We start from the raw sequence: 26,083 nt of genomic DNA on the forward strand, positions 1-26,083 counted from the left end.
ACCTACTCTTTTTTAGTTGTAGTACTAATATTTTCATCTTTTTTATTTTTAGTAGTAGTTTCTGTTTTTTTATCATTTTTTTGATTGATAGTTGTTTGTTGTAACTTTTTATCATTTTCCTTATTAATAGTTGTTTGTTCTGTAATTTTATCATTTTGTTTATTATTAGTTGTTTCTTGTGTTGTATTATTAGGGTCTATTTGTTTATCTAATAAAGTTTTATTTATCTTTACTATTTTTATTTGATTATTTGTAACAATTATAGCTTTGTTAGCATCATTATAAAAATTGACTTCTTTTATATCTTGCGTTGCTTGATAGTCCCAAATTTTCTTACCTGATGTATCTAATGCTATAAATAATCTATTTTTTTCTAAAATAGCTCCATATTGACTTACATATATGTTTGTTATTCTTTGGTTTTTTTCATAATGTTTACCTATTTCTCCACCAGATGAATTATAAAAGACAACAGTATCTTCTGGTATAAATTCTTCTGTTGTTATTATAGGTTGACCATAACATACAACATAACCTATGCCGTCTAAAAATTCAACATATTTTAGTATATTATTTAAAGGTTTTCTGTAAGTTTCTTTTATCTGTTCGTTAGCTTTAATAGAATTAGCCTTTATTATAAAAATTTCTTTATCCGATATGCTAACTAGGCTATTTTTCTCTGTAAACTTTATAATACCTACTATTTGATTTTGTTTTATAAATCCTCCAAAAACTTGGTTATCCTGTATAGAATAAAAAACTATATTAGAATCTACTGTAGCACCTGTTATTCTTATATAAGAAACAGCTAAAATGTTATTATCATCCGATATAGATAATCCAACAGGAACTCCCTCTTTATAGCCTATATCCTTTATAGAGTATATATTATCCCCTTTGTTATTGTATAATTCTATTTGATAGTTAGTATTATTTTTAAATATTATAGATAAAAATCCATTTTTATTAATTGTAAATCCTAGTATATTATTTATAGCATTCACTGTGTATAAATGTCCTTCGTTAGAATAAACTCTTGCAACTTTCCCATTAGCATCACAAATAGCAATTTTATTATATGATGTAACTATATAGGGGTTTTCAATAGAAAATTTATCTTCTAACAAAACTTCATCATTTTTTAAAATTTTTATACCAGACTTTCCATAAATATATATATACGCACCATATGTATATACTTGTTCTCCAGAGTTAATATCTATAGCCTTAAAATCTTTTTTTACAATTTGCTGTTTATTAACATTTTGTTTTGGAGTAAAATACATAGATAATATAATAGTAACTAATATAAATATTGCTACAATAATAGGTTTTTTTAAATTTTTCATAAGTATCTCCTAAAGTATACAAAGCTCTAATATAATTATAAAGCATATGCTTTATTTGTCAATACAGTTAAATAAAAACATAATAACTATAACTAATATTTCAAATAGACCTAAATACCCAAATATTGGATATACAGTTGCTACTATGTCTGAAAATCCCATTGTAGAAAATATTACTCCTAAGGCTATAATACCTATTTTTATATAAATACCCTTTATTTTAAATAGATTTTTAAATGAATCTTCTAAAGCAACTCCATTAGAAACTGCCGTTGTAAAAATTGCGGCTAAAACAGTAAAGCTATATAAATTTTTTATTATACCTTTATTTTCTATTAATGATAATATAGGAAGTTGTGCATCTTTTATGTATGTTATATTTTCTATTAAAGGTAGTAGCATAGATATGCCTATAAAAAATATAAAAATTCCTCCTAATAATCCACCAAAAACTACAACTTTTCTATTTATAACAATATTTTTTACTGCAAATAATACAGATATAGTAGTTATTGCATTATATGATGTATATATAAATGGTGATATGATTGCTTTTGTGTTATTGCTAAAAACATTTACACTTGAAAAAAACTGTAAATATATACCTATTAAAACTCCACCTAATATTAATATAGGGCATAATACTGTATTTATATTTATAATAGCCTTTTTACCAAATATAAGTGCAAAAAAAGTTATAATACAAAATATAGCTAAACTTATAGGCTCATTTATACTAAGTATATTTGATATAGTTGCCCCTCCTCCTGCCAACATAGCCGAAAATAAAACAAATAGTAAAACTGTATTAAAATATTGTATGTACTTACCTAACTTTCCAAATATATCATATAAAAACATATCATATGTTTTTGCTTTTGTATTATATATAGCTTGTAATATAGCTATAGAACATATGCTTAATAATAAACAGGCTATAAAAAAACCTACTATACCTATTTTATTAAATATAGCAAAAAAGTTTACAAGCTCTTTTCCTGTTGCAAACCCTGCACCCAATATAGTTCCTGTATATATAAGTGCTATTTTTAATATGTATTTTTTGGTCATAATATCTCCTTTAATTTTTTTTATATATAAATATATGATATATAATTAATTTTATAGCTAAAATTTCAGGTTGTAGATAAAGTCTACAAACTTTCAAAAAAATTTTGAAATACTATATGAGAAAACTAATTTATTCGCACAAGGGAAGGGTTAAAATCTCTAGAAATCTATCTTTTTATAAAATCTGATGCAAAGCCACATCTAGTAATTATAATTTTTATACACAGCATAAAAATAAAAAAATCACTCCTAAAATATTTTGTCTTCAGTCTGCAATTTTATAGTAAAAATTTATATAATAGCATATAATGTAATAAAATATTTTAAGGAGATTTTTATGATAATTTATGTAGTTAAAGAAGGAGATACTCTATCTTCTATTGCAAAAAATTATGATACAACAGCAGAATTTTTAGCTAAAGAAAATATGATAAATTTAAGTGATAACCTTGTTATAGGTCAAACTATAGTTATACCTCAAAATACAAAAAAAATAGGTACTATAGCAACTAATGGTTATTTATATACAAATATAGAAGAAGATTTGCTAAGACAAACTTTACCCTATTTAACATTTGCAACTGTATTTTCTTATGGGTTTAAAGAAAATGGAGAACTTATCCCTGCAAATGATGAAAATGTTTTAAATATTATAAAAGAATATGATACTAAGCCTATTATGCTATTATCACCTTTAAATGAGAATGGTAATTTTGATAATCAATTAGCTAGTAAAATTTTAAATGATGTAGAAATTCAAAATATATTAATATATAATATTCTTAAAACTCTTAAAGAAAAAGACTACTTTGGTCTAGATATAGATTTTGAGTTTGTTCTCCCACAAGATAGTATGTCTTTTGTATCTTTTATAAATAATGTAACTTCCAGTCTTAATAAGCAAGGCTATCCTGTTACTGTATCTTTAGCTCCAAAAACCTCTAGCACACAGAAAGGACTACTATATGAAGCTCATAATTATAGTGCAATTGGAAATATTGCAAATGCTGTATTACTTATGACATATGAATGGGGTTATACATTATCCCATACAAGATAATAGTAATTATAAGTTTTATATAAGTATAAATAAGGGAGTATAAAACTCCCCATATTAAACATTTAATTTTTCTTTTAAAGCCACTTGTAAAACTTGTGAAAAGTTTATCCCTGCTTTTTCTGCCTCTACATTAAGCCAGTAAGGTATTGTTAAATTTTTTCTAACCATTTTATTACTATGTTTTTTCTTATATTCTAAAAAATCAACATCTACAAGAGTTACTATATCATCTTCCTCTTTTTCAAATTTAGCACTATTTGGCATAGGTATTTCTTTTTTGTCTTCTTCAAAATCAATAGCCATTAAACCAATTAAATCTCTAGCCATTTCAATAGCATCTGCTAAATCTTCTCCCTGTGTACTAGCATCAAAATCTGGTACTCTTACATAGTAACCATCATCTTCTTTAGTCAAAACTATTGGATACACATATTTCATAAAATACAACTCCTTTAATTATATTATGGTAATAAACATTATTTAAAATTAAAAATATTTTTAATAAGGAAAAGTTTATAAATTTCTTTTCCTTATTATTTCTTTAGCTAATCTTTCATTAATATCTGGGTGTCTTGGTATCGGCTCAATATCTTTCCCATTTGTATAAATATCGTGGTTACCACCGTTTCTTTTTAAATACCAACCAGCCTTTTCTAACATTTTTATTAGCTCTCTTCTTTTCATTATTACCACCTCTTAATTATATTATACATATTTTACGCGTATTCGTCAATAGTTTTATACGTATTTTACACTTATTATCCATTAAATTATTTTAGTAACTTTAGTATTAGCATCATAAATAACCTTTTTGCCTAAAACCTCTGCTAACTCCGATATACTATAATAGTTTTTTCCATTATCATTGTAAGCAACTAAAAATTTATGTCCTAAAATTATATATATAAATTATAAATTTTGCATATTTATAAAAAAGAGAGTGTCTATTCACTCTCTTTTTCTTCTAAGTTATTAATTACTTCATTAACATTTCTATCAATCATTTGATTAGCAACTTCAAGCCCTTTTATTAACCATTTAGGAACAAGATGCCCCTTATCAAGCTCTACCATATTTTCTAAAATACTTCTAAATTCATTTATTATACAATGGGCAAGTATAAACCAACCAATAGACAACATTATATGTAAATTTAATCCTATTATTTGACCTATTTGTTTAAATACAATACCAAGGCCAAAGCCCATAGCTATTAAGCACCATATTAAAAACTTTTTAATAAAGCCTTTCATTGCTTGTCTTGAACTTTCTTTTTTTAAGTATCTAGCTTTCATTACTCCAGTTGTGTAGTCTATTATATTTAAGCCTAGTAAAAATATAAATAAAAACCAAAAATCACCTAAAATAGCCGATAATATACCTGTTATTGTAGATATTATATAATTTACTTTTGTTTCAAAAATATTCATACTAACACCTACTTTTTAAATATTTTATCTAAAATAGATTGTTTTAGTTTAAAAAATATACTGTTATTAGTTTCATTATATCCTGTTTCAAATCCTAAAAAATCTGCTAAGTCTCTAACTTTTACAAAGTTAAATCCACCACTATTTATAGCTTTAACAGTGACTTTTTTGTTGTTAGCTTCTACATTTATATTTTCTAGAATGTCTTCTAAATTTGTTATTTTAGTATTAGCATCATATTTAATATTTTTATTTAAAAGTTCGGCTAAGTCTCTTATTTTTATAAAGTTTTCACCTTTTTCATTTATTACAGTAAATGCTTTTGTTTTACCATTATAGCTATAATTTCTAGTTACAAACATATATTTATCAACTTCCTTCCAAGTTTTTTTGAAATTTTCGGGTGTTCCATATTTTTTAGCAAGAGTTGTTGTATTCCCATATTTAGTAAACTCTATATGTGGTTTATCGGGAAAGCCTTTCCAATTTCCGCCCCATTCAAACCCTAATTTAACTGCTATACTTCCTACCTTTGCAAACCAATTGTCTGTATCATTATATATACCTTTTCCATCATTTCTGTAAATATCAAAAGCCATACCCCAGTTATGATTACTATATGGATATTTAGCATTTGTTACTATATTACCTGGCTTTGTTCTACCTTGTGCATATAGGTCATTTTGCTCTTTTTCTGTCCTAAAAGTTTGACTAATTCCAACTATCAACCCATTTTTTTTACATTCTTCTAAAAATTTAGGTATTATAGCTTGCACTTCGGGGTGTAGTAATGTTATATCTCTACTCATAAATATCTCCTTATTTTTTGCATAAAAAAAAGCAAGTATTACTTGCCTTTAAACCAACTATATGCTATAATGAATATAAGAAAAGCTAATCTTAATTGTTAGCCTACTATTAATTGTTTTTATTCAATTAACAGCCACAGTTTTGGCGAACACAGGGCTGTTATTTTTTTGTATTTATTATCAAAATGATTAGAGTAGCAAAACTTATCATTAATGATATTGTTTCATATGTACTCATAATACCACCCCCTAACTCTTGTTAGAGTTAGTAGGCTAACAACCCTTATTAAGATTAGCTCTTTTCAATTATATATTTTTTGTTGTTATATGTCAATTATTAATCTGTTATCCCTTTAGTTACTGGATTAATAATATTATTCCATAAAGATACTAAGACAAGTCCTAAAACATAAGGATTTTTTAAAGCATTTAATACTAAATTAAATAGGCTTTCCCAAGTTGTTAAATCTTGTCCATTCATACCAAAATATGCAAGTATAGGTGTAGCAATAGCTAATAATGTATTTACCCAAAATATAGGATTTTTAAAGCGTTTTTTCCAATTAAATTTACTCATATAAATTTCTCCTTTTAATTCATCAAATTTACAAGTTCTGTATATTGTTCTAAAGTTATTCTTTTAAAATTTAAAAACAAATCAAGTCTTTTTAGCATATCTTCTTTTTCATATTTACCAGATTGAATTATTATTTTTGAACTTTCATATGTACTCATTATTAGTTACCGCCTTTCATTGAGTTTATTTCTTGTAAACAAGTTAAATAATTTAACTCATTTAAAATTTGTGCGTTTGTTTGTGCTTGTGAAGATATTTGAGTTTTAGTGTTTAATTCTTTAAAAATATCTAGCCATTTTTTTTGATGAATATCATATTTTCTATTGATTAAATTAGGGTCATAATTGTTAATCTTTATTATTCTTGAATTTTCTTCTAATTCTTCCGATAAACTACCTATTGTGTAACAAAAATTATCTTCATCTAAATATGCGTAATACATATTCAATCCTCCTTATTTAATTAAATTCGATGACTTGAACGAAATATTTAGTAGGTGTAAAGTCATTACCCCAACCATAAAGACAATTAAATCTTAATGTACTTGCATTATACAAATATGCAATTATTTCTGTATTATCATTATTTGTTGTATCATTTGACAAACAGTTGGTTAATACTAATGTTTTATTAACATCAACAGAATTAATGGTTATTGATTTAGAGTCCATATCTCTTCTATTAGAAAAACTACCGTTAAATACTTGAACTTTTTTAACGCTACTTAAATTATTTAACTTTTTTCCTAAATTACCAACTTGTGTTGATATTTCTGTTACTTTATTTTGTAAGTCTTGTGTACTAGTGTTAAGCTTCTGTAAGTTTGTTGTGTTGTTATTAATTGCACCTGGTAGCCTGTTTACTCTATCTGATATTGCATCAACTTTACTAGATACAGACTTTATATTATTTTCAATATCCATAGGGCTACTTTCGCGAGCAACATTTTCAAGGCTTGATATATTTGCTTTTTTTTCATCTAAAAGCCTTGTATTATTATTTAATACTTTAATATCTATAGAATCGTCTTCTAATGGATATTCGAGTTTATCTAAATTTGTAAATTTGTTATCACTCATTTGCTTACCTCCTATATTAATTTTTCACTTTCTCGTACCTCTTTCCAAGTTTTACTTGATATACTTTTCCAAGTTAAAGAGCTTAAATCTCCCCAAGTTCTATACTTAAAAATATAATCAACTCCTAAATGTGCTGGTTTAATATCTTCAATACTTTTTATTAAACTACCTATATCCTTAGGTTTGCCTATTTTATTAGTAAAATCTATTATTATAGTTCCGTTAAATCGTACTTTTACAAGATTGTCTGTATAAGCCTTAACAGTATCTTGTATAAGCTCTAAAGTTAGTTTACCTGCTCCTCTCCATTTAGCACTTATTATAGCTTTTCTTTCTTCAATTAACTTATCTTCTACATATTCTATATTCAATTCTTTTTCAAATATATTTAGGCCCCAAGTAGATGTATCCAAAAATATATTGCTTTTTATATCATCTATTTTTATTTCTATATTTTCTATTTCTGTTTGGCTTATTCTAGCTATATGCTTTGTAATATCATCATTTATAAATATTTTATTTATAAAATTAATAACTCTATTATTCAATAAAATCAACTCTTTCTAATGTAAAAACCTCTTCTTGATTACATTCTATATTAGATGTTTGATTATTTATTTTTAAATCTGTATAGTCAATAACACCTTCTACATCTAAAATTTTAGACCCTACAATAGCATAACTTAATACATCTTTTTTAAATGCTATTTCTTTTAAATATAAAGTTATATTTTCGATTATTCTTTTCTTTAATTGTTCTTTATCATAGTTTCTGCTAAATACAGCTTTAACTGATATAGATATAGTTTTAGGAGTGGCACTAACTACTGTACAAAATGCTCCAATAGGTGCTTGCCCTCTTCCTTCTCCTGTTATGTTAGGGTCTATATATTCTTGTACCTTTTTCACAAGATTTTCATCGGCAGGTAACCTATCATTATCTACAATAATAACTTTAACAGTAGTATGTCCATTCCAAAGTGGTATTACTTTAGCATCTCCTACACCTTCAACCTCTTTAGCCCACCTTTTATAGTGATATATGTTGCCACTTGTAGCAGGCTCTCTTAATCTTTCAAAATATCTATTTTTTAAATCTATGTCTATTTCCTCATCATAACCTCCCTCTGTTTCTGTTTCGTTATTACAAGAGTTAATACCTGCAATTGTAACAGGCATTTTTTTAATACTATTAATAGGAACATTACCTATTTTACCAGCTGTAACACATCTTATATTAACATTACCCATATCTATTATGTTTTTTTGTTCTATTGCCTCAAAACGAATAAGCCCTTCTGTTTCAAATATATCTCCAATATTAATAGTCCCATTACCTTTTACAGTAACAACACCTTGAGAATATGTAGCCTTTTTTCTTTCTATACCTGTACGTTGTGTAATAAACCTTTCAAGCTCTGTACCTGTTAAGTTATTTATATCTAACTTACTAGATACAATAGTTAAACTTTTTAAAGTATCACACATTCTAATGGATATAGCTTTTAGAATATCCCACAAAAAATATCCTTTTCTTTTTTCATAAGTATCTGGTATTCCCTGTAAAATCTCTTCTAAAATTTCATTAGATTTTTTATTAAAATTCAAGTTCTACCACCTCATTAATATTTAAAATTTCATGATTATGTAAAAAACAAGTAAAAGTTATATTTAAAAATGTATTTTCAAACTCAAATTTAAAATTATCTACATCTTTTATAAAAGGGTGGTTTAAAAGTTGTTCTGTTATCTCCCTTTTAGTTTCAGACAATATAAACCCTTTATGATAAACTTTATTTCCCATATAATTATGTATAGATAACCCAAAGTTTTCATCATCATCTATTGTATACACTTTAAAAGTATTTATTTTTGTCCTTAAAATGACTTGTATAAATTGCCTTATATTTTCTTGAAAATCACACTCTACAAATTTTCCGTCTATAATAATATGTCTTCCTTTTTGAAAGTCAAATTTAAAGCATTTACCTAAAGTAATAGGCTTACTATCTTCTATTTCCATAATATTATAATTTATTTTAGGAAACATATAATCACTCCTTTAAAGGTAAAAATTCTTTAAAATATCCAAGTATAATAAGTTCTTGATTATTTTCTGTCATAGTAACTATTACTTTTTTACCTATATCTTCTATAGTAAACTTTTGTATTAAAGAATAAAACTTGTCTTTTTGTATAGTACCATCTAATATACTAACTTTTACATAGTCTTTTTCTTCTATAACTTCAACTATTTCACCTATAACTACACCTATTTTACTAGGATTATTACGTTCTTTAAATAAATTTGCTATGTAGTTAATATCACTCATATTAAAGCCTTTCTAGTTCAATATTTGTTTTATGTATACCACTTTCAATAGTATGATTACTTGATATAATATTAAATTTACCATTAATATTTATCTCTTTATTATTAATATTTAATACTCTACCTGCTTTTATAGTTATATCTCCTAAAAGCTCTAAAGATAAGGTTTCTTTAATTTTATTTAGCTCTTTTAACCTGTTATTAGCTATATTTGTAGCTTGATTTTTATCTTTTTGGTCCACACTTTCAATATGATGTAATAGCCCATATTTTTCTATATTTTTATTATCCTCTTTTGTAGCTATAACTCTTGCCTCTTTTTCATTTTGAGTAATTATAGTTACTTTATTTTTTAAATTTGCTATGCTATAACCTTTAGAAAAGTTTTGTCCTATTTCATCTAATACCTTTATACTTGCTACATTTACTGCCATTTTATAAGTTGGGTTTATAATTTTTGTACCTCTTTCAAATATATATAGCTTATCTTTTAAAACTTCTTTATAATATATTTTTCCTGTTTCTTTACTACATTGTTGTAGTATATCATCTATTATTTCTGCTATTGTATTTTCAAAATAAATATGATTTATATTAGTATTTAAAGTAGGAATTTCTCCTACATTTATACCTTGTTCACTACATATACTAGATATAGCTATTCTACCATTTATATTATTAAATTGTTTTATTACCTTTGATTTATTAAGATAAAAAGCAAAGTCAAAAGCGGTAAAACTTTCTTCAAATATGCCATTAATATTTTTATCAGTAATAATGCCTTGAAATAATGTTTTACCATTTTTACATAATAAAATTTTATCTCCACAGTCTATGAAAAATTTAATATATGCATTGTCTTTAGGTATAGAAAAATCTAATTGTACACCTAAAGTGTCAATACTATCACACCAAGTTATATTACCTACAAAGTCAGATATATTTATTTTTTCACTATTTTTTAATATAAAAAATGTAAAAATAATACCACCTACTTTTTAATTTTAGGAAATCTATATTCTTTTAAATCTAAAGAATACTGTATATCTCCTACTTTATCTACATAACAATTAAAACTTTCTACAGTATAAGCCATATTTGATATTTCTATGTTGTCATTATCAAGTAATATCATACGTACAGGCATTTTATTACTAGCATACTTATTAAAAAATGCTACATATATCCAACCGTCTTCTTTTGCTTTAGGTCTAATAAACCTATATTTTTTAGTAGGGAAAAAACAAGAAAAAGACACTGTTCTAAGTGATTTAATGCCTATTAAATTTAATTCTCCATTAATACTTTCAAATGTAGAGTTTTTATAACTTTGTGATAGTTCTGGCATATTCTCAGGTATTATAGGCAATGTTAATACTTGTTCATTATTGTTTGCACTAAATATAATATCCATAAAACCAACCTTTCCAATATAAAAAGGCTACTATTTTAATAATAGTAACCTAAATTTATAATTTTTTAATATTGACAGTATAAAAAATAAGTTTTATAATTATAATATAACTAGAATGCTTAAGCATTTAGTAAAAAAGGAGCAACTGTTTCAGTTGTTGCCCTGTTATTGTTACTATATAAAAAATAGAACAACCTAAAGGTCTGCCAACTTTTTTAGGTTGTTTTTTTGTTATTAATATACTACTACTGTATTATTTATAACAAGTAATGCTATTATACTAATAAAAAGTAAGAATCTAATTATTTTCATAGCATCACCCCCTTATGTAAGGGGCAACAACCTACTACAGTTACTCCGACACAAAGTGTCAAAATAATTATATCATAAATATTTAAATATTTTCAATAGCTAATTTTAATTTATGTGAAAAAGCACTTATAATATCATCAACATTATTAGGATTATATACATTTACCGTAATATTTATATTGTTACTGTTATTTTTATCAAGTAACTTTTGTGATTTATCAGGGGGTATAACTTTAGTACCATTAGGAAGGTCAAGGATTTCTCCTCTACCACCTTCATTAATCATAGCAGGCCCGCCTCTATGATAACTTGTACCTGTTGCATAGTTTGGCATTTTTAAAGGTATAGTAGGAATATCAAAGCCGTACGATTTACCACCTATAATAGGTACCCAGTCAGGTACATTTATTTTCAAACCATTAATTTTCTCTATTACCCCGTTTATTCCTTTTGCAAAAAAATTAAATACCCCTTGAAAAATTTGTTTAATAAAGTTTCCTGCTGTTGAGCACCCATTTTTTAATGATTCCCAAAATTTTATGGCATATTCTTTAAGTTCCAAAAATTTTTGTTTAATTTCATCTATCTTTATTTGTAATTTATCCCAATTTTTAATAAGTATCATTACTAAAACTATAATAGCTGTAATAACAATTCCCATAAAATTTGCTTTACTTATAGTATTAAATAGTTTTTGTGCTCCAGTTAAAAGGTTTACTTTTTTAGTTAAAATAGATACTACGGTTGATAAAAATATTTTGGCTTTAGCAACACCCATAGTTAATGCTTGCCATTTAGCAAAAAATAATGATTTTGTAGCTATAATACTATTCCAAATTACTGTTTTCTTTTGCCAAAGTGTTAATATAGATAAACTTATTATAATACCTTGTATTGCAGGTATTATAAGCCTATTTATTATTTCACTATGTTCCTTCAAAAATTTATTTACTTTATTCCAATTTAAAATAAGTGCTACAATAGCACCAACAATAACGCCTATAACAAGTACCCAAGGGTTAGACCAAGCAGTTTTGTTAAATATTTTAGCAACAGTATTTACTATAGCTTGTTTTTTAGCCATTAAATCAAGTGCTATACTTGTTATATTAGATACTATACCCCAAGTTTTAACACCAGCTACTATACCTCCTACTATAGGCAATATCCAATTTAAGCTATCTAAAAAGCCTAAAACAAGATTAATAGCAGTTGGTATAAAATCTATTACATTTTTAAATATATTACCTAGCTTTTCTTTTATATTGTCAATAGTACCGTCCGCTTTCCACTCTGCAAACTTTTCTTTAACAATATCTACTAAGCCTCCAATATATTCAAAAACATCTTTTGCCCTAGCTAAAAAGCTATCAAATTTAGCCGATATTTTTTCAATAGTACCGTCTTGTTGCCATTGTATCATTTTATTAGCAACTTTTTCTACTATTCCTCTAAAACTATCAAGTAAAGACCCTGTACGAACCATACCATCGTCTGTTACACCTACTATTTTAGCCATTGAGTTTTTAAAAACTCCTGTAACAGTAGACCACATACCCTTTGTAGTTTTAGAAAGACTTTCTGCACCACCTTTATATCGTTTTTCCATTTCAGTAAATAAAAGTTCTGTTAATGCTAGTTGGTCCATTACTTGGCCTTTATTATTAAATACATTTCCAGATGTATCTAAATCTTCTAAAGTTTTTTTAGAAAGGCCAAATTCTTTTAGTCTTTCAAACTCTCCACTAGCTACTGCATCAATAACTGCCTCAACAGCTTGTATCATATCTTTAGATGTAGCCCCTGCCATATCTGCCGTTATACTAAGCCATTTTTTAGCCGATAGCCCCATACTTTCAAATTTAGCAGTAGCTTCTATTATCTGTCCAGTTTCAAATGGTGTTTTATTAGCAAAAGAAATTGCATCACGCATTAGTTGACTAGCTTTTTGTGTGTCTTTTGTAGCAGTTATCAATTGTACTTTGTAGGTTTCATAATCCATACCTTCAAAGATGCCTGCCCCTAAGCTAGCCACACCTAAAGTTCCACCTAAAAAACTAAACTTTTTTAACATATCCATACCTTTTTGTAAACCACGATAAGATATGCTAGCTAAAGACTTTGTTATATCTGTTGCTAATTGCTTAAAGTTCTTTTTTATTCTTTTTAAATCTTTAGCTATACTATTTTCAGCTTTTTTTACCATTTTTTTAAATTTTTCGTGATTTTTCGAAGTCGTGTCTGTAAAATCTTTCACGGTTGCTTTAGCATCTTTTAAAGGTTTAGAAAAGTTATCTTTTAATCTTAAAACTGTTTGTATAACTCTAGACTTGCCCATAAAACACCTCCTTTCTTAAAATTTTTATACTATTTATTATTATCTACTCCCCATTTTTTAGCCTCTAATTCTAATTCTCTTATCATCGTTTGCTTAAAAAATATTTTTTCTACAAAAGATAGATTTAATAAATAATCTAACTGATGACCCTTTGCAACAAAGTAACTATACATTGCAAATTCGCCATCAGTTTCAATTAGTTTTTTATTTCATCATCAACAGACGTTTGTGTCTTATCCGTCATACCGTGTAGGTCCATAATATGTGTGTATATTTTTTCCATTTCATCAAAATCAAACAACTCTCCTACAACTTCATAAGGTGTAGGTACGTTTAACTGCTCTTTTAAATTTCTTTCTTGTAATATAGGCACACTTTTATATATAGTTTCACACATCATATCATAACTAGATGTTGCTTCTGCATCATTATCTTTATACTTGTCAATTATTTCTAATATCTTTCTAGTTTTTATTTTTACTATTGGTATGCTACTATTAAGACTATCTATATCTAGTGTAGATAACCCCATTTTGTCTTGCCTACTTTTTCTATCTAATAAAGTTTCTAGTGTTAATTTTTTAAAATCTCCCATAAATTACCTCCTAAATACTATCAATTAAGTTATAATCTTCAAAGCTAAAAGGTACTTCCTCTTCCATTTTAGTTTTTACCTCAAAATTGAGTAACATAAATTCACTAAATGTTACATCTAATATTTCAACTCTTTCTGCCCCTAGGGCCTGAGGGTCTGCAAGTTTACCTACAAGTTTTATTTCTGGCATAGTACCTTTTTTAAAAGCCTCTGCAAGCATTTTAGTAACTGTACTATTAACTTTATTAACAGTTATAGTACCTTCCCCTGTCCAACCCATAAACTTTTTACCAGTAGTTAATTTACCTGCCATATTTATATCTTCGAACTCACCTGTTACCTTTGCCTCAAACTTTGTAACGTGCAACCATTCTTCATCATTTACCCATACAGAACCAAAAGTACCTGCTATAACATTTTGAGAACGTAATTTTGCCATTTATTCTAACCCCTTTCTACATATTGACAATAAATAATAAATCTTCCATAGCATTTAAAAATTTAACATTAGCTTGTAAATAAACATTTGTTCTAAATGTGTTATTTTTAACTTCTATATCATTCCAGTTTTGAGCCTCTATCTTTCCGTTGCTTACCCATATTTCTCTTTGCTTTTCTGTATCTATATAAACTATGTTTTTATAGTTAGGGTCCAATACTTCTTCCCTAGCTAAATCTCTAAAATATGAATTAACTGCACTGATAAATAAAACTTGATTATCATAAGAGTTTTTGAACCTACCTAAATATACCTTTTTAAAGGTATTTATTATATCTTCATAAATTAAATCCATAGCCTCAACAATAGCAATATATTTCATATCTTCAGTATGATTTTTATCATTTGTTTGTAAAGAGTTTACACCTCGTGATATTCTAACACCATCATCATCATTAATAAGCACTAGCTTACCTTTTCCAATAGCCTCGTTTATTTTGTCTGTATCTCCTATTTCTTGTACATTTTTTAAATCAGTTAAAACAGTGTATGTAACAGACATATCCATTCTACAACCTGCCAATACACCTAAAAGTCTTCCTAAATATTCATAACCTACAACAGTTGTACCATCTGTTTTTGTTACACTTTTATTAGCAAAATTTACAATATGCATATCATCGGCTTCTGCCTTTTCTAAATCATAACAAATAGCCTTTAACCTTTTAGTCCTTGTTTTATTTTCTAGTTTTACAAAATCAGCTAATTTTTTTTGCTCTTCTTTCGTTTCACCTATATAAGCTATCCAGTTTATCTCTTTATTTATAAAAGGCTTTATATCATCAAATGCTTTTCCATTAGGTATTTTTATAACAAATAATTTTTTTATATTTGTTATAAATACATCTTCTATTATTTTGTAATTTTTATCTGTATATTCTTCTTTATTAACTTCTGTAAAACCATTATATTCTTTTATTATTTTACTTTCTTCTGTTTCTTCTACATCAGGTAATACTTCTATTTCCTCTTCTCTAGATTTTTCTTTTTTTGCTTTAGTTTTTAGGCTTGTATTATCCTTTATAATAAGACAAGCAACTCCTCTGCTACTTCTTACAACAGCAGTATTAGCAAGCCCTTGAAATATTACTTGTACATTTGGTAACCCTATTGACATTTTATCAACTCCTTTTATTTTATAATAATATCCTCCATATAGTCTAAATTTTCTTCTATATCTTTTATTAAATTCATTTCTATATCACAAGTTAAAGATACATAGTCATCTCCTATGTCTAAACTATCCTCATATATTTGAAAGGATATATCTTCCCCTACCCTTATAGGCTTTTCCAACAATATATTTTTTAGAATTTCCGAAACTCTAAAACATTCTGTTTGATTTTCTTTTTCATTTTCGCAAACATATATTATTTCTAAAACTATATATAAAGTATCTATTTTTGTACTCATTTTTTCTGTTTTTATACTATCTATTTTTATAAAAAAACAGGGTAGATTATACCCTGCATCTATATCTGTGCTATTAACATCAATATCTTCAAATTCAGACTTTATAGTATATGTTATAGCTTTTATTATACTAGCTATCATTACCAACTAAACCCTTTCTCTAATAAATCATCTACAAGATTTTCACAGTCTTTATAAAATTTATTAGCATAGTCTTTTTCAAATTTAGTTAATACTTTTTTACCTTTTGCTTTACCTATAACCTTGCCACCTTTACCTTTTTTACCACCTCTTACAACGTCGTGTCCGTCTTCTATTAAGTGGGCGTGTGGGGCATTACTATATACCCTTACACCCCAAGTGTTATTATCATCTTTATATACTTTACCTTTTTTTATTCTGCTATGATAATTACCTGTTTTCTTCTTAACTTTAGCTCTAGCAATTTTAAGAGTTATTTTTTTAGCTTTATTACCTTGTTTATTTAAAAACTTTTTTATCTCTTTAGATGTTTCTTCATCATCTGTTTTAAATAAATCATTAGTTAAATTAGTTACTTTAAATTCATAATCTGCCATTATTCAACTACCAACTTACATATAGCTTCTATTCGGTCCTTATTTTTAAAGTTTGGTACAAAATAATCTATATTATACCTTTGATTTTTATATATAAAATACATATCCCTTGTTAAATCTTTTATACTATTTTCTCTTAATGTGAATTTAAAAGTATATTCTGCCCTGTCTGTTTCTGCTACATAATTATCTACTTTAGTAGATGTAGGCATAATATTTACCCATACACTTTTAAACAAAGCATATTTATACTCTGTTTGACCTAAGTCATTAATAACTTTTTGCTTTTTGTATACTTCTACTTTTTTATCTAGCTTTTCTACTAACATATTAATCTTCCTTTAATAGTTGTAATTGTAAAATTAAGCCATTTATTATCTTATTTGTATGTATAGCCTTATCTATTAAATAACTTCTTCTTTCATATAAATCTGCACATATAGTATATAGTAAAACTTTAAAGCTAGGCTTATCCATATCAATATAACCAATAGCATTTTTAATATATTCTTTGCCAGCTAGTATTATTGTATTTAACAAAGAATCATCATCATCAAAATCTATTCTCAAGTAATTTTTAATTTCTTCTAATTCCTCTTGCATATATAATCATCTACCTTTTTTAATCTTGTTTTTTAGATGCTTTAGATATGTCAACTTCACCTTTTACTAATGCATCTTCATCTATTACTTGTACATCAAGTCTTTCTCTAACCTTAATACCAATCATATCTTTCTCCCAAAGCTCACCAGCTTCGCTTGACATTTCAATAAATAGTTTTTCATAATCAAAAAGTGTAATAAATTCTTTTAAGTTACCAACATAAAAAGGCACTTTATTTGCATTAGTTTTTATTTGTTTGTTAGAAAAAACAATAACAGGGTATTTACCAAACAATAAATAGTCAAATTTTTGTGTAATATCTGGTTGTAAAATATATTGTCCTCTTTCATCTTTTAATTTGTCTAACCAATTAAAACCGTCTTGATTAGTTATTATTTGTGTACCATTTAAAATAGCAGGGTCTAGTTTAGTATTAATTATATCTTTTAGGCTATCTATATTAGTAATAGCTACCTTTGAACCATCTTTTTTATCATCAATAGCTTTTAAAATAAGATTATTTCTTGTTGTGATACCTTTTTTAGCTATCCATTTAGTAATATAACCTTTAATAGATGAAAATGTAGCTTGATAAAACTCTTTTGTAGCTTTTAAAATACCCCCTAATTTTTTTAGTTTATATGATATTTTCACAAATTCTGGCTTTGGCATATCTGGAAATACTGCTTCTTCATCTACCGCCTCAAAGCCTACTGTATCTGCATTTTTTTCTATAACTCTACTACCTTCTGTTTTATCTACCTTTTCTACATTTACAAGATTTTCTAAAGACTTAGTTTCTCTTCTTAACTCTCTTACTTTTGTAGAAATATCTTGAGGTACAAGCACTCCTTCATCTTCTGTTGTTTTAAGTGCATTTAAAATATTGCTAGGTACTTCCCTTTTTAAAGCAGTATTTTTAATAGCACTTAAAAAGGCTTGCTCTTCTGTTATTTTTTCATTGTTTTGTATAGGCTCTTTATTTATTACACTGTTTTTAATATCTTCTTTATCCTCTTCTAAATCATATAAAATATCTAATTTATCTTGTAACATCACAAGCTCTTCTTTTGCTTTTCTTGCTTCTTCTACTTTATCATCTTTTATATAATTTTGTACCTCTTGTTTTTTAATCTTAATTCCGTCTAATAATTCTTTAATCTCTTTATTCATATTTTTCCTCCTAAAATATACTTATTTTTTCTAAATCATCTAATATTTTTTGTTTCTCTTCTTCTAAACTGTTGTCTGTAGCCTTGTTTTCTACACTTTTAACGCTTTCTGGTGTGTTTTTATAACTTCCAAAATAGCTTGATACACAAGCCACCATATCATTTTTTGCCGCTAAAACTTTTATCTGAAAATAGTTTGCTATCTCTCCTCCAACAAGCCACGTTTCATTGTCCATTAATTCTGAAATATCTTCTTGTGATGATATTGACTTATCATTAAGTTTAGCCATATATACACTTAAAATAGCTTTTTTACAGTTTTCTAAAGCATCTATTTGCTCTTGCAAGCCTTTAGCATTATAATAGCCACATATAGCAGTTAAAGGATTATGTATCATCATCATACTATTTTCATAAGCATAAATGTCATCTCCTACTAAAGCTATAACACTAGCTATGCTACCTGCTAAACCATCTATATATACAATTTTTCTACCCTTATAAGTTTTTAAAAGATTATATATAGCAAGACCACCAAAAACAGAACCACCACCACTATTAATGTGTATTTCTATATTTTCACTATTTTCTAAATCTTTCAAAAAATTTACAATGTCTTTAGGACAAATATCTTCTGTTTCTTCTTCACATTTAAAAAAGCTATCCATTAATATGTCTCCATATATGTATAGCTTATTATTTTCTAGTTCTAAAGAACCTACAATATTGTTATTTTCATTTTTAAAATTAAACTTTTTAATTTGTATCACCACCTTTTTTATATTGCTGACCTACTTGTTCTATTGGTATATAATTACCATTCATCATAAGCTTGTCTCCGTGTTCTACACCGTTTAAATCTAGCTTACGTCTTGCCTCATTTGGTGTATATATTCCATTATTTACAAGTTTAGACAACATTTCTGCTTGTGTAGAGCTGTCTGTTCTTAAAAGCACCTTTTCGTTAAATTTAAAGAAATAACCCTCTTTAAGCTCTCTACTTAGCAATAATTTATAGTTTATTTCATCTTCATATTGTTTTAAAATAAACTGTAATGTATCTACATAAAAACTAATTTGTTGTGCCTCCGAACTATTATAGCTAGACTTTGAATAGTCATTTATCATATCTGGCTTAACTCCAAAAGCACTAGCTATTTGTAGGGCAGTATATTTTCTTATTTCTAAAAACTGTGCATCGGTTAATTTTATATCCAATGGTTGTAGCCTCATACCTGCGGGTATTGGTATAACCTTACCTGCATTTTTTATACCACTTGAAAATTCTGTAAGTCTTTTTACGAGTTGTTTTTTGGCTTTTTCATCTATATCTGGATCTACTGTTAAAGATAATCTAGCCGATACCCCATTTTCATTAAGTTCATTTAAAAATTTTTGACTTGATAAATTTGTATTTACTGTATCTTTTAAAATTTCCCTTACAGGCTTACCTGTTATACCATCAAAAGTAGCACTTGTTTTAAAGTGTAACACCTCGTCTTGATTAAAATAATATACTTGCTTTGTTATCCAGTCGGTATATTGGTATATTAATGTTCCATTTTCCAAAACATACACGTTAACACTGTTACTATCCATTATCCAAAAGTCCTTAATTTTAACTTCTCCACCATATTTTTTAGGTGTATATTCTTGCCTTATCCATACATAAGCATTGCCATAATGGTTACGGTTATTTTCAATGGTTGCCCAAAACATAGTAGGTGTCATAAGGTCATTAGGCTTATATTTTAATTTAAAACTTACATCTGTATCATCTGCTATAAATATGCCTTTGTCTGTTTTTTGATATAATTTTAAAGGCATTTTAGCAAGTGTTTCAGACAATAATTTTAAACAAGTAAAGTATGTAACTTCTTTGTATAAATCTTTTTCACTGTGAAAAATTTTAAGCCAATTATCATCATTGATTGGGCTATCTCTTTTAAAATTTATATTTATAAATTTATTAAATACATTTTTTAAAATAGTTTCACCTCCCTTTCAAATAGTTTAACAAAAAAATTTTACACACAAACTAAAAGTTTAACTGTTGAACACTTGTGTTTAATCTATTTTTAAAGAATTTGTTAAATGCCTTACTCCAAAAAATCATCTATTATAGCTAAGTAATCATCTATGTAATTTCCTCTGTCGTCTGTATGATAATAAGCTAATTTAAATGCACATAGTGTTGCGTCCACAGGGTCAACCCTACTTGTGCTTTTATCTTTGTCTATTTTAATAAAACCATTATTAGTTTTTATAATAGCATTAGCCATTGCATAGTTTAATACAGGGTTATATTCGCAAATAATATTACCACTGTATACCTCTTCTCTAAAGCCACTTGTACTTTCGTTTAATGATTTATGACTTTGATATACTTCTTCTACTGTGTAGCCTTTTTCACTACACTCAAGCATTAATTTAGATGCATTATGCATATCAAAACAAAAACATTCTATATTTAACCCTTTTTTGTTACAAAAATCTTCTACATATTTAAGTACAACATTTTGGTCAACTACAGGTGTATTAGTAATGGTAATGTATCCTCTTTCTACCCATAAATCGTAAGGTTGCTTGTCTTTTATAATTCTTTCCCTTAATTTTTCTACATTTGGTATAAATGAGTGGCTAAAAAGTATATATTTTTTTATTTTATCAATAGTTATAGGTATAATAAAACTAACTGATGTTAAATCTATTTTTGCCGACATATCAAAGCCTACATATACAGATTTATTATTAATATCCATGTCTATATAATCTACTGTACACGCTTTCCATTTAGCCATATTAATATAGCTATTTTCTCCAGCTTGCACCCACATATCTAAACATTTTGTTTTAAACACGTTCATTTTTTCTGGCATATCTTTAGCTACTTTGAAAAAAGCCTCTAAATCTTCCCTTCCTTTTTCATAACTACATCTTATAGGGTTTGCCTTTTCCCATATTTTAGGGTCTGTTATATCATCATCTATGTCTATGTCCAGTATATCGACAAAATACATGTCGTTTTGGGAAACTTCTTCTAAAACCTCAACACAATATTTAAATTCTTGAGTATAACAAGGCGAATTTAGGTCTACACCCGCCGTTGTTATTATCATACATATACCCTCTTTTACATTGGAACCTAAAAACAAGTCATAAAATTCTGTTGTAGGGTGTTGGTGGTATTCATCTATAACAAGTATAGCAGGATTTGTTCCATCTCCTTTTTTACCATCTTCTTTATTAAGTGCTCTTAAAAAACTACCTGTCTTTTTGTGTGTTATCTCTGCTTTTGTTATATTAAACCTTGTAGCTAAAGGACTGCCTCTTAATAGATTAATACACTCATTAAATATAATTTTAGATTGTTCTTTTTTAACACCTGCACAGTAGCATTCATACAACTCTTCATTTTTAGTGCTTTGAGTAGACATTTCATATAGTATACAACCTGCCTCCATTTGAGACTTTGCATTTTTACGTCCAACCATTATAAATGCATTTTTAAAGCGTTTATATCCTGTTTTTATATCTCTCCAACCATATATTTGACATAAATTAAATTTTTGCCATGCGGTTAGCTCAATAGGTTGTCCCGAAAGTATGCCTTTACTGTGTCTTAAATAGCTAAACCATTTAACTATTTTCTCTGCCTCTTCTTCGTCCCAATAAAAAAAGAAAGTATCATCACTTTCTATCCTATCAATATCTTTTAAAAATCTTTTACAAGCTAATTTATGCTTATATCCACTAACTATAACTCCATTAATACAGTCATTTGCATATTGTATAAGTTCATCAAGTATTTTTTTAGGTTTCTTTTTAGATATCTCCAAACACTTCATCTATACATTGCCTTTCTTTAGTTGTTTTTTGAACTGCTAACTTAAGCCTACTATCAATAGTTAGTCCACATAAACTTGCAAATCTTCTCATTTCGTCTGCATATTGTTTTTGTATTTTTATAAGTGGGTTTTCTACCATAGTATACGAACCATTTGGAAGTTGCTTTTTTATAGTTAAAACTCCACTTTCAACTATCTCACGAGTAGCTCTTATATAAAAAGAGTAGGCATTACAGTATCCAGCTATATTATTAATATCAAGATTTCCTATTACTTCTAAATTATTAAAATTTTTTATTATGCGTTTAAACTCTTTTTTTGCAATATTGTCTATAAGCCAACTAGGGGGCTTTTTTAAATCTTCTCGCCCAACTATTATAAGATTTTCTTGTTCTTCTTTTTCTTCAATTTCTTCTTTTGTAAGATGTTTAACCTGCATACTTGATAATTTTCTAGGTCTACCTATATAACCAACCTCCTTTTATATATTTTTACCGACTTTTTTTTGAGTATTGGGAATTTTGCGTACAGAAAAGGGGGAGTGCGGTCTACCATTTTTACCTTATATTTTATTTATACCCCCTATCCTATTTAAAATCCATATTAAACCTTTTTATAAGATTAAATAATAATTGCTGTACCTTTTGCTTATCTTCAGTCCCTTTTTTCATTAAATTATGTATCTTTCTATGATTTTTCTCAGTTAAATAAATTAAATTAGATAAAGATAACCTTTTACTAAAGTCTTCATCTAAAGCTACTATATGATGTACAACCTGTCCTTTCTCAATTTTACCTAAAACATAATAACTGTATATATCTAAATAGTTAAATTTATTTTTTATAATATTAGTTGTATCTTGCCAATCTTTTGATTTATAAAACTTTTTTTCTTTATCATTTTTATAGTTATCACTATTTGTCTTATACTTAGCTTTACAACTACATATCGTATTATATTCTAATCTAGCACTACATATAGTACAACGTTTATATATCATACACCATCTCCTTTTTTGCATAAAAAAAGCTAGAATAAATCTAGCTTTAAATTTGCGACTATAAAATTTTACACGGTCAAACTAAGTGATTTATAGTCTACCTCCAATAAAATTATAATTACATAATTTCTACAATAACATAATATCACATATAAGAGTGCAATACAGTGCAATCTTTTAAAATTTTGTTCAATTCTTTTAAGGCCTCATTATGTTTATAAAAAATATTTCTTCTAGAATAGTTTAAAATATACATAATATCTTCCCATTTTCTAAACTCTAAATACCTAAGCCTTAATAAATTTTTTAATGTATCATCTTCTAGTTTATCTATAATACAAGCTATTTCCCTTTTTACTTCTTCAATTTTAACATTATATAAATCTATATCTTTTTTAAGGCTAACTAAATCTAAGGCTTTATTTTCAACTTTAGATGCAATACTACTTGCTTTTATTTCTTCACAAGATACACTTATACTATCCATTTCTTTTAACTTTTGTTTATATTCCCTTTCTAACCTTTGTTTTATTTTTGTAAGTTTAAAGGCTCTATTTAAGTATTTTATTATATCTTTCTTTTGCTCGTCTGTCATATTTCCTCCATATACTAAATTAGACTCTATAAGTTTTAATAGTATTTTCAACTATATCATAACAATCAGGTTGCTGACGAGTTTCATCTAACCATTGAAGTAATACTTCTGTTAATCTTTTAGATAGTTCTTCAACTGTTTTATTTCTTCTAAATTCAAAATATACATCATATTCTCCATAAACTTCATCTTCAATTTTTTCAAGTATGTCATCTGCCCAAATATAAGGTTTATAAGGCTTAACATTAGCAATCTGTATATAGCAAGTACAACCTTGTTCTTTAGCATCCTCAATACATTCTTCTACTGTATCAAATATATCATTATCCCAATTATTGTTATTTATCTCTTTCCAAGTAAATTTCTCTGTTTTCATATTATCCTCCATATAACCCCTCTAGCTTGTCCATATAGCCCCATAACATTTTTGTAGTATAATTTTACATAAAATCGTTTTTCGTTCGTTATAGGGCTTTCTAATGAATTTTAGATGGTATATTAAAATATTAATTGTTTTCTAAATCTTCAACCTATAATTCTTTTTCATATCTTTGCCTATTTCAATATTAAAAATTTTAGCCTTTTCAAATATTCTACTCCCTATTGCTTCATCAATATCTAATATGCTTAATAAAGGCTTTTCGCTAGAGAAAATGCAAGGCTTATTATTTAAATATCTAAAATTAATTATATCAAACATTTTAGCCTTATCTGCTTCTGTAGGCTCTTTCCTAAAAAAGTCATCAATAAAAAGTAACCCTGTATTTTTTAATCTATACATAATATTGCTATATTCTTCTTGCTTTTCTTGTTTTCCATAAGTTAACTGCTTTAGTTTTTCAAGTTCTTCATCACATTTTATGTACACATAGCTAATATTGTTTAACTCTCCTATATTTTTAAGAATAGCTGTACATATATGAGTTTTTCCTGCTCCAACTTGTCCTCCTATGTAAAACCAATTATCTTTAAACTTTGAAACATAATCTATTGCTTGTCTTAATATATTTTTTTGCCATTCTTCTACTGCTTTAAAATTTTTAAATGTATAACTATCCTTGTTAGCTATTTCTGTTTTAGAAAATCTTTCTTGAGACATTTTTTTCTGTAAGCAAGAACAATATTTTGAATAAGCCTTTCCATTTTCAGCTATAAAAATAATTCCATCTCCTTTGCATATAGGACAATTTTTAATACCTAGTTGTTCCGTGTAAGGTAAGTTCTCTGAGTTCCTCGTAGTTTGTTGATTGATTAGTTGTTGTATTGCTTGTAGCTTGTCCTTTATTGCTTGATTCATTTTGTTTACTCCTTTCTTTTTTGTAGGCCTCTAACTGAATAACAGTTTTTATGTTATTGCTTAACCAGTTATCCAATATAACAGTTATGTACTTTAACTTTCTAACATTGTTATTTATAGCTTCATCAATAGCCATACAAATAACTCCATCTTCCATTCCATCATCTTCATAACTTATTAATTTTTCTATTTCTAAACTAGAACAAGTCGGAAATACTTTCATATATTTTTGAACATAAGATTTAGGGTTGTGGTGGTGGTTGTCATATTCTACTATACTACCACTATCCTTACCTATACTACCCTTACCTAACCTAACCTTACCTGCGTCTCCCAATGGTATGTCATCTGGTATACCAACTGTATCCAATGTGTACTCCTTGTTTTCTGTAGTGCTTAAAAGTGCCTTTTCTTCTAGGTGTATAGTCTCTTTATACCTATCATTTCTAATATAGTTATGTATCTTCCAATGCTTAATAACTACTACTCCACTTTCAAATGGTATTAAGAATTTTTTAGCGACTAATAGTTTTAAATCATCATCACTGGCCCCTGTCATTCTCATTATTTTTTTAGGGCTATTAACAAATCCGTCATCATCTGCTCTCATTGATAAATCATAATACAATAATCTACTACTTGTTGGCATATCTATAAAGCTATCACTGTCAATTATAGATTTTGCAAACATTCTTCTTTCTGCCATAATA

Annotated in this window: 38 protein-coding genes; 2 read left to right on the forward strand and 36 right to left on the reverse strand. The window is 26.9% G+C overall.

The window, feature by feature from the left end; translation table 11 throughout:
* Positions 1-2: 2 nt before the first annotated feature.
* Complete coding sequence (locus NBW53_RS09285; RefSeq protein WP_250277970.1) at positions 3-1,349, reverse strand: DUF5711 family protein; 1,347 nt, start codon at positions 1,347-1,349, stop codon at positions 3-5.
* A 51-nt stretch (positions 1,350-1,400) separates the two neighbouring features.
* Positions 1,401-2,420, reverse strand: coding sequence for a hypothetical protein (locus NBW53_RS09290; protein WP_250277971.1), 1,020 nt, complete (start codon positions 2,418-2,420; stop codon positions 1,401-1,403).
* A 337-nt stretch (positions 2,421-2,757) separates the two neighbouring features.
* Between NBW53_RS09290 and NBW53_RS09295 the strand changes: the two genes are divergently transcribed.
* Positions 2,758-3,480, forward strand: coding sequence for a LysM peptidoglycan-binding domain-containing protein (locus tag NBW53_RS09295; protein ID WP_250277972.1), 723 nt, complete (start codon positions 2,758-2,760; stop codon positions 3,478-3,480).
* Positions 3,481-3,534: 54 nt separating this feature from the next.
* Here the strand turns inward: NBW53_RS09295 and NBW53_RS09300 are convergent, their stop codons facing one another.
* From NBW53_RS09300 to NBW53_RS10220, 14 genes are all read right to left on the reverse strand, one after another.
* Entirely contained in the window at positions 3,535-3,918 is a 384-nt protein-coding gene (locus NBW53_RS09300; RefSeq protein WP_250277973.1) for a type II toxin-antitoxin system HicB family antitoxin, read from the reverse strand.
* A gap of 75 nt (positions 3,919-3,993) precedes the next feature.
* Positions 3,994-4,164 carry a type II toxin-antitoxin system HicA family toxin gene (locus NBW53_RS09305; RefSeq protein ID WP_250277974.1) on the reverse strand — a complete coding sequence of 57 codons (171 nt, stop codon included), beginning with the start codon at positions 4,162-4,164 and terminating at the stop codon, positions 3,994-3,996.
* A gap of 260 nt (positions 4,165-4,424) precedes the next feature.
* Entirely contained in the window at positions 4,425-4,910 is a 486-nt protein-coding gene (locus NBW53_RS09310; protein WP_250277975.1) for a phage holin family protein, read from the reverse strand.
* A gap of 8 nt (positions 4,911-4,918) precedes the next feature.
* On the reverse strand, positions 4,919-5,719 hold the full coding sequence (locus tag NBW53_RS09315) for a M15 family metallopeptidase (protein ID WP_250277976.1): 801 nt from the start codon (positions 5,717-5,719) through the stop codon (positions 4,919-4,921).
* A gap of 160 nt (positions 5,720-5,879) precedes the next feature.
* Positions 5,880-5,957, reverse strand: a complete 78-nt coding sequence (locus tag NBW53_RS10140; protein WP_334302897.1) for a putative holin-like toxin — start codon at positions 5,955-5,957, stop codon at positions 5,880-5,882.
* A gap of 99 nt (positions 5,958-6,056) precedes the next feature.
* A complete protein-coding gene (locus tag NBW53_RS09325) occupies positions 6,057-6,296 on the reverse strand; it encodes a phage holin (protein ID WP_250277977.1) in 240 nt (79 codons plus the stop codon).
* 14 nt (positions 6,297-6,310) lie between these two features.
* Positions 6,311-6,454: a hypothetical protein gene (locus NBW53_RS09330; RefSeq protein ID WP_250277201.1), complete on the reverse strand. Its 144-nt coding sequence runs from the start codon at positions 6,452-6,454 to the stop codon at positions 6,311-6,313.
* A gap of 2 nt (positions 6,455-6,456) precedes the next feature.
* Positions 6,457-6,738 carry a hypothetical protein gene (locus NBW53_RS09335; RefSeq protein ID WP_250277202.1) on the reverse strand — a complete coding sequence of 94 codons (282 nt, stop codon included), beginning with the start codon at positions 6,736-6,738 and terminating at the stop codon, positions 6,457-6,459.
* A gap of 16 nt (positions 6,739-6,754) precedes the next feature.
* Positions 6,755-7,375, reverse strand: a complete 621-nt coding sequence (locus tag NBW53_RS09340; protein WP_250277203.1) for a hypothetical protein — start codon at positions 7,373-7,375, stop codon at positions 6,755-6,757.
* 11 nt (positions 7,376-7,386) lie between these two features.
* The gene (locus NBW53_RS09345) at positions 7,387-7,923 is read right to left on the reverse strand and encodes a putative phage tail protein (protein WP_250277204.1); all 537 of its coding nucleotides are present in this window, start codon (positions 7,921-7,923) and stop codon (positions 7,387-7,389) included.
* A complete protein-coding gene (locus tag NBW53_RS09350; protein ID WP_250277205.1) occupies positions 7,916-8,983 on the reverse strand; it encodes a baseplate J/gp47 family protein in 1,068 nt (355 codons plus the stop codon). Before NBW53_RS09350 ends, NBW53_RS09345 begins: the two co-directional genes overlap by 8 nt.
* Positions 8,973-9,425 (reverse strand): DUF2634 domain-containing protein, encoded by a 453-nt coding sequence (locus NBW53_RS09355; RefSeq protein WP_250277978.1) that lies wholly within the window; start codon positions 9,423-9,425, stop codon positions 8,973-8,975. The genes NBW53_RS09350 and NBW53_RS09355 overlap by 11 nt, the downstream gene beginning before the upstream one ends.
* A 4-nt stretch (positions 9,426-9,429) precedes the next feature.
* A complete protein-coding gene (locus NBW53_RS09360; RefSeq protein ID WP_250277207.1) occupies positions 9,430-9,708 on the reverse strand; it encodes a hypothetical protein in 279 nt (92 codons plus the stop codon).
* Position 9,709: 1 nt separating this feature from the next.
* Entirely contained in the window at positions 9,710-10,609 is a 900-nt protein-coding gene (locus NBW53_RS10220; RefSeq protein ID WP_456300776.1) for an XkdQ/YqbQ family protein, read from the reverse strand.
* On the opposite strand from NBW53_RS10220, the gene NBW53_RS09370 reads away from it, so the two are divergent.
* Positions 10,542-10,709: a hypothetical protein gene (locus tag NBW53_RS09370; RefSeq protein WP_250277209.1), complete on the forward strand. Its 168-nt coding sequence runs from the start codon at positions 10,542-10,544 to the stop codon at positions 10,707-10,709. The genes NBW53_RS10220 and NBW53_RS09370 overlap by 68 nt on opposite strands.
* Here the strand turns inward: NBW53_RS09370 and NBW53_RS09375 are convergent.
* The 20 genes from NBW53_RS09375 to NBW53_RS09470 all read right to left on the reverse strand — a co-directional run bounded on the left by NBW53_RS09375 (position 10,699) and on the right by NBW53_RS09470 (position 26,079).
* Positions 10,699-11,121, reverse strand: coding sequence for a phage portal protein (locus NBW53_RS09375; protein WP_250277979.1), 423 nt, complete (start codon positions 11,119-11,121; stop codon positions 10,699-10,701). The genes NBW53_RS09370 and NBW53_RS09375 overlap by 11 nt on opposite strands.
* 394 nt (positions 11,122-11,515) lie before the next feature.
* Positions 11,516-13,771 carry a hypothetical protein gene (locus NBW53_RS09380; RefSeq protein ID WP_250277980.1) on the reverse strand — a complete coding sequence of 752 codons (2,256 nt, stop codon included), beginning with the start codon at positions 13,769-13,771 and terminating at the stop codon, positions 11,516-11,518.
* A gap of 29 nt (positions 13,772-13,800) precedes the next feature.
* Positions 13,801-13,944, reverse strand: coding sequence for a hypothetical protein (locus NBW53_RS09385; RefSeq protein ID WP_250277981.1), 144 nt, complete (start codon positions 13,942-13,944; stop codon positions 13,801-13,803).
* Positions 13,945-13,967: 23 nt separating this feature from the next.
* Positions 13,968-14,366: a hypothetical protein gene (locus NBW53_RS09390; protein ID WP_250277982.1), complete on the reverse strand. Its 399-nt coding sequence runs from the start codon at positions 14,364-14,366 to the stop codon at positions 13,968-13,970.
* Positions 14,367-14,376: 10 nt separating this feature from the next.
* Positions 14,377-14,805, reverse strand: coding sequence for a phage tail tube protein (locus tag NBW53_RS09395; RefSeq protein ID WP_250277983.1), 429 nt, complete (start codon positions 14,803-14,805; stop codon positions 14,377-14,379).
* A gap of 16 nt (positions 14,806-14,821) precedes the next feature.
* Positions 14,822-15,982, reverse strand: a complete 1,161-nt coding sequence (locus tag NBW53_RS09400; protein WP_250277984.1) for a phage tail sheath C-terminal domain-containing protein — start codon at positions 15,980-15,982, stop codon at positions 14,822-14,824.
* A gap of 14 nt (positions 15,983-15,996) precedes the next feature.
* Complete coding sequence (locus tag NBW53_RS09405) at positions 15,997-16,419, reverse strand: phage tail terminator family protein (RefSeq protein ID WP_250277985.1); 423 nt, start codon at positions 16,417-16,419, stop codon at positions 15,997-15,999.
* On the reverse strand, positions 16,419-16,856 hold the full coding sequence (locus NBW53_RS09410) for an HK97 gp10 family phage protein (protein ID WP_250277986.1): 438 nt from the start codon (positions 16,854-16,856) through the stop codon (positions 16,419-16,421). Before NBW53_RS09410 ends, NBW53_RS09405 begins: the two co-directional genes overlap by 1 nt.
* Complete coding sequence (locus tag NBW53_RS09415; RefSeq protein WP_250277987.1) at positions 16,856-17,185, reverse strand: phage head closure protein; 330 nt, start codon at positions 17,183-17,185, stop codon at positions 16,856-16,858. Before NBW53_RS09415 ends, NBW53_RS09410 begins: the two co-directional genes overlap by 1 nt.
* A gap of 1 nt (position 17,186) precedes the next feature.
* A complete protein-coding gene (locus tag NBW53_RS09420) occupies positions 17,187-17,459 on the reverse strand; it encodes a head-tail connector protein (RefSeq protein WP_250277218.1) in 273 nt (90 codons plus the stop codon).
* A gap of 19 nt (positions 17,460-17,478) precedes the next feature.
* Positions 17,479-18,633: a phage major capsid protein gene (locus NBW53_RS09425; protein ID WP_250277988.1), complete on the reverse strand. Its 1,155-nt coding sequence runs from the start codon at positions 18,631-18,633 to the stop codon at positions 17,479-17,481.
* A 10-nt stretch (positions 18,634-18,643) separates the two neighbouring features.
* On the reverse strand, positions 18,644-19,402 hold the full coding sequence (locus NBW53_RS09430; protein ID WP_250277989.1) for a head maturation protease, ClpP-related: 759 nt from the start codon (positions 19,400-19,402) through the stop codon (positions 18,644-18,646).
* The gene (locus NBW53_RS09435) at positions 19,389-20,480 is read right to left on the reverse strand and encodes a phage portal protein (protein WP_250277990.1); all 1,092 of its coding nucleotides are present in this window, start codon (positions 20,478-20,480) and stop codon (positions 19,389-19,391) included. The genes NBW53_RS09430 and NBW53_RS09435 overlap by 14 nt, the downstream gene beginning before the upstream one ends.
* A gap of 251 nt (positions 20,481-20,731) precedes the next feature.
* Complete coding sequence (locus NBW53_RS09440; RefSeq protein ID WP_250277991.1) at positions 20,732-22,480, reverse strand: terminase large subunit; 1,749 nt, start codon at positions 22,478-22,480, stop codon at positions 20,732-20,734.
* On the reverse strand, positions 22,458-22,919 hold the full coding sequence (locus tag NBW53_RS09445; protein WP_250277223.1) for a phage terminase small subunit P27 family: 462 nt from the start codon (positions 22,917-22,919) through the stop codon (positions 22,458-22,460). Before NBW53_RS09445 ends, NBW53_RS09440 begins: the two co-directional genes overlap by 23 nt.
* A 148-nt stretch (positions 22,920-23,067) precedes the next feature.
* Positions 23,068-23,481, reverse strand: a complete 414-nt coding sequence (locus NBW53_RS09450) for an HNH endonuclease (protein ID WP_250277224.1) — start codon at positions 23,479-23,481, stop codon at positions 23,068-23,070.
* A gap of 145 nt (positions 23,482-23,626) precedes the next feature.
* A complete protein-coding gene (locus NBW53_RS09455; protein WP_250277992.1) occupies positions 23,627-24,076 on the reverse strand; it encodes a DUF1492 domain-containing protein in 450 nt (149 codons plus the stop codon).
* 19 nt (positions 24,077-24,095) lie between these two features.
* Positions 24,096-24,452 (reverse strand): hypothetical protein, encoded by a 357-nt coding sequence (locus NBW53_RS09460; RefSeq protein WP_250277993.1) that lies wholly within the window; start codon positions 24,450-24,452, stop codon positions 24,096-24,098.
* Positions 24,453-24,593: 141 nt separating this feature from the next.
* Entirely contained in the window at positions 24,594-25,373 is a 780-nt protein-coding gene (locus NBW53_RS09465) for a DnaA ATPase domain-containing protein (RefSeq protein ID WP_250277994.1), read from the reverse strand.
* Positions 25,267-26,079: a DnaD domain-containing protein gene (locus NBW53_RS09470; RefSeq protein WP_250277995.1), complete on the reverse strand. Its 813-nt coding sequence runs from the start codon at positions 26,077-26,079 to the stop codon at positions 25,267-25,269. Before NBW53_RS09470 ends, NBW53_RS09465 begins: the two co-directional genes overlap by 107 nt.
* Positions 26,080-26,083: the final 4 nt, after the last annotated feature.

Origin of the sequence: [Clostridium] colinum (genome assembly GCF_940677205.1) — a bacterium.
GTDB lineage: Bacteria > Bacillota > Clostridia > Lachnospirales > CAG-274 > Tyzzerella > Tyzzerella colina.

Excerpts from the sequence above, each read along its gene's own strand:
- NBW53_RS09285 (WP_250277970.1), bottom strand. The coding sequence starts at position 1,349 with ATGAAAAATTTAAAAAAACCTATTATTGTAGCAATATTTATATTAGTT.
- NBW53_RS09290 (WP_250277971.1), bottom strand. The coding sequence starts at position 2,420 with ATGACCAAAAAATACATATTAAAAATAGCACTTATATATACAGGAACT.
- NBW53_RS09295 (WP_250277972.1), top strand. The coding sequence starts at position 2,758 with ATGATAATTTATGTAGTTAAAGAAGGAGATACTCTATCTTCTATTGCA.
- NBW53_RS09300 (WP_250277973.1), bottom strand. The coding sequence starts at position 3,918 with ATGAAATATGTGTATCCAATAGTTTTGACTAAAGAAGATGATGGTTAC.
- NBW53_RS09305 (WP_250277974.1), bottom strand. The coding sequence starts at position 4,164 with ATGAAAAGAAGAGAGCTAATAAAAATGTTAGAAAAGGCTGGTTGGTAT.
- NBW53_RS09310 (WP_250277975.1), bottom strand. The coding sequence starts at position 4,910 with ATGAATATTTTTGAAACAAAAGTAAATTATATAATATCTACAATAACA.
- NBW53_RS09315 (WP_250277976.1), bottom strand. The coding sequence starts at position 5,719 with ATGAGTAGAGATATAACATTACTACACCCCGAAGTGCAAGCTATAATA.
- NBW53_RS10140 (WP_334302897.1), bottom strand. The coding sequence starts at position 5,957 with ATGAGTACATATGAAACAATATCATTAATGATAAGTTTTGCTACTCTA.
- NBW53_RS09325 (WP_250277977.1), bottom strand. The coding sequence starts at position 6,296 with ATGAGTAAATTTAATTGGAAAAAACGCTTTAAAAATCCTATATTTTGG.
- NBW53_RS09330 (WP_250277201.1), bottom strand. The coding sequence starts at position 6,454 with ATGAGTACATATGAAAGTTCAAAAATAATAATTCAATCTGGTAAATAT.
- NBW53_RS09335 (WP_250277202.1), bottom strand. The coding sequence starts at position 6,738 with ATGTATTACGCATATTTAGATGAAGATAATTTTTGTTACACAATAGGT.
- NBW53_RS09340 (WP_250277203.1), bottom strand. The coding sequence starts at position 7,375 with ATGAGTGATAACAAATTTACAAATTTAGATAAACTCGAATATCCATTA.
- NBW53_RS09355 (WP_250277978.1), bottom strand. The coding sequence starts at position 9,425 with ATGTTTCCTAAAATAAATTATAATATTATGGAAATAGAAGATAGTAAG.
- NBW53_RS09360 (WP_250277207.1), bottom strand. The coding sequence starts at position 9,708 with ATGAGTGATATTAACTACATAGCAAATTTATTTAAAGAACGTAATAAT.
- NBW53_RS09370 (WP_250277209.1), top strand. The coding sequence starts at position 10,542 with ATGAAAAATTTAATATATGCATTGTCTTTAGGTATAGAAAAATCTAAT.
- NBW53_RS09375 (WP_250277979.1), bottom strand. The coding sequence starts at position 11,121 with ATGGATATTATATTTAGTGCAAACAATAATGAACAAGTATTAACATTG.
- NBW53_RS09380 (WP_250277980.1), bottom strand. The coding sequence starts at position 13,771 with ATGGGCAAGTCTAGAGTTATACAAACAGTTTTAAGATTAAAAGATAAC.
- NBW53_RS09385 (WP_250277981.1), bottom strand. The coding sequence starts at position 13,944 with ATGTATAGTTACTTTGTTGCAAAGGGTCATCAGTTAGATTATTTATTA.
- NBW53_RS09390 (WP_250277982.1), bottom strand. The coding sequence starts at position 14,366 with ATGGGAGATTTTAAAAAATTAACACTAGAAACTTTATTAGATAGAAAA.
- NBW53_RS09395 (WP_250277983.1), bottom strand. The coding sequence starts at position 14,805 with ATGGCAAAATTACGTTCTCAAAATGTTATAGCAGGTACTTTTGGTTCT.
- NBW53_RS09400 (WP_250277984.1), bottom strand. The coding sequence starts at position 15,982 with ATGTCAATAGGGTTACCAAATGTACAAGTAATATTTCAAGGGCTTGCT.
- NBW53_RS09405 (WP_250277985.1), bottom strand. The coding sequence starts at position 16,419 with ATGATAGCTAGTATAATAAAAGCTATAACATATACTATAAAGTCTGAA.
- NBW53_RS09410 (WP_250277986.1), bottom strand. The coding sequence starts at position 16,856 with ATGGCAGATTATGAATTTAAAGTAACTAATTTAACTAATGATTTATTT.
- NBW53_RS09415 (WP_250277987.1), bottom strand. The coding sequence starts at position 17,185 with ATGTTAGTAGAAAAGCTAGATAAAAAAGTAGAAGTATACAAAAAGCAA.
- NBW53_RS09420 (WP_250277218.1), bottom strand. The coding sequence starts at position 17,459 with ATGCAAGAGGAATTAGAAGAAATTAAAAATTACTTGAGAATAGATTTT.
- NBW53_RS09425 (WP_250277988.1), bottom strand. The coding sequence starts at position 18,633 with ATGAATAAAGAGATTAAAGAATTATTAGACGGAATTAAGATTAAAAAA.
- NBW53_RS09440 (WP_250277991.1), bottom strand. The coding sequence starts at position 22,480 with ATGAAGTGTTTGGAGATATCTAAAAAGAAACCTAAAAAAATACTTGAT.
- NBW53_RS09445 (WP_250277223.1), bottom strand. The coding sequence starts at position 22,919 with ATGCAGGTTAAACATCTTACAAAAGAAGAAATTGAAGAAAAAGAAGAA.
- NBW53_RS09450 (WP_250277224.1), bottom strand. The coding sequence starts at position 23,481 with ATGATATATAAACGTTGTACTATATGTAGTGCTAGATTAGAATATAAT.
- NBW53_RS09455 (WP_250277992.1), bottom strand. The coding sequence starts at position 24,076 with ATGACAGACGAGCAAAAGAAAGATATAATAAAATACTTAAATAGAGCC.
- NBW53_RS09460 (WP_250277993.1), bottom strand. The coding sequence starts at position 24,452 with ATGAAAACAGAGAAATTTACTTGGAAAGAGATAAATAACAATAATTGG.
- NBW53_RS09465 (WP_250277994.1), bottom strand. The coding sequence starts at position 25,373 with ATGAATCAAGCAATAAAGGACAAGCTACAAGCAATACAACAACTAATC.
- NBW53_RS09470 (WP_250277995.1), bottom strand. The coding sequence starts at position 26,079 with ATGGCAGAAAGAAGAATGTTTGCAAAATCTATAATTGACAGTGATAGC.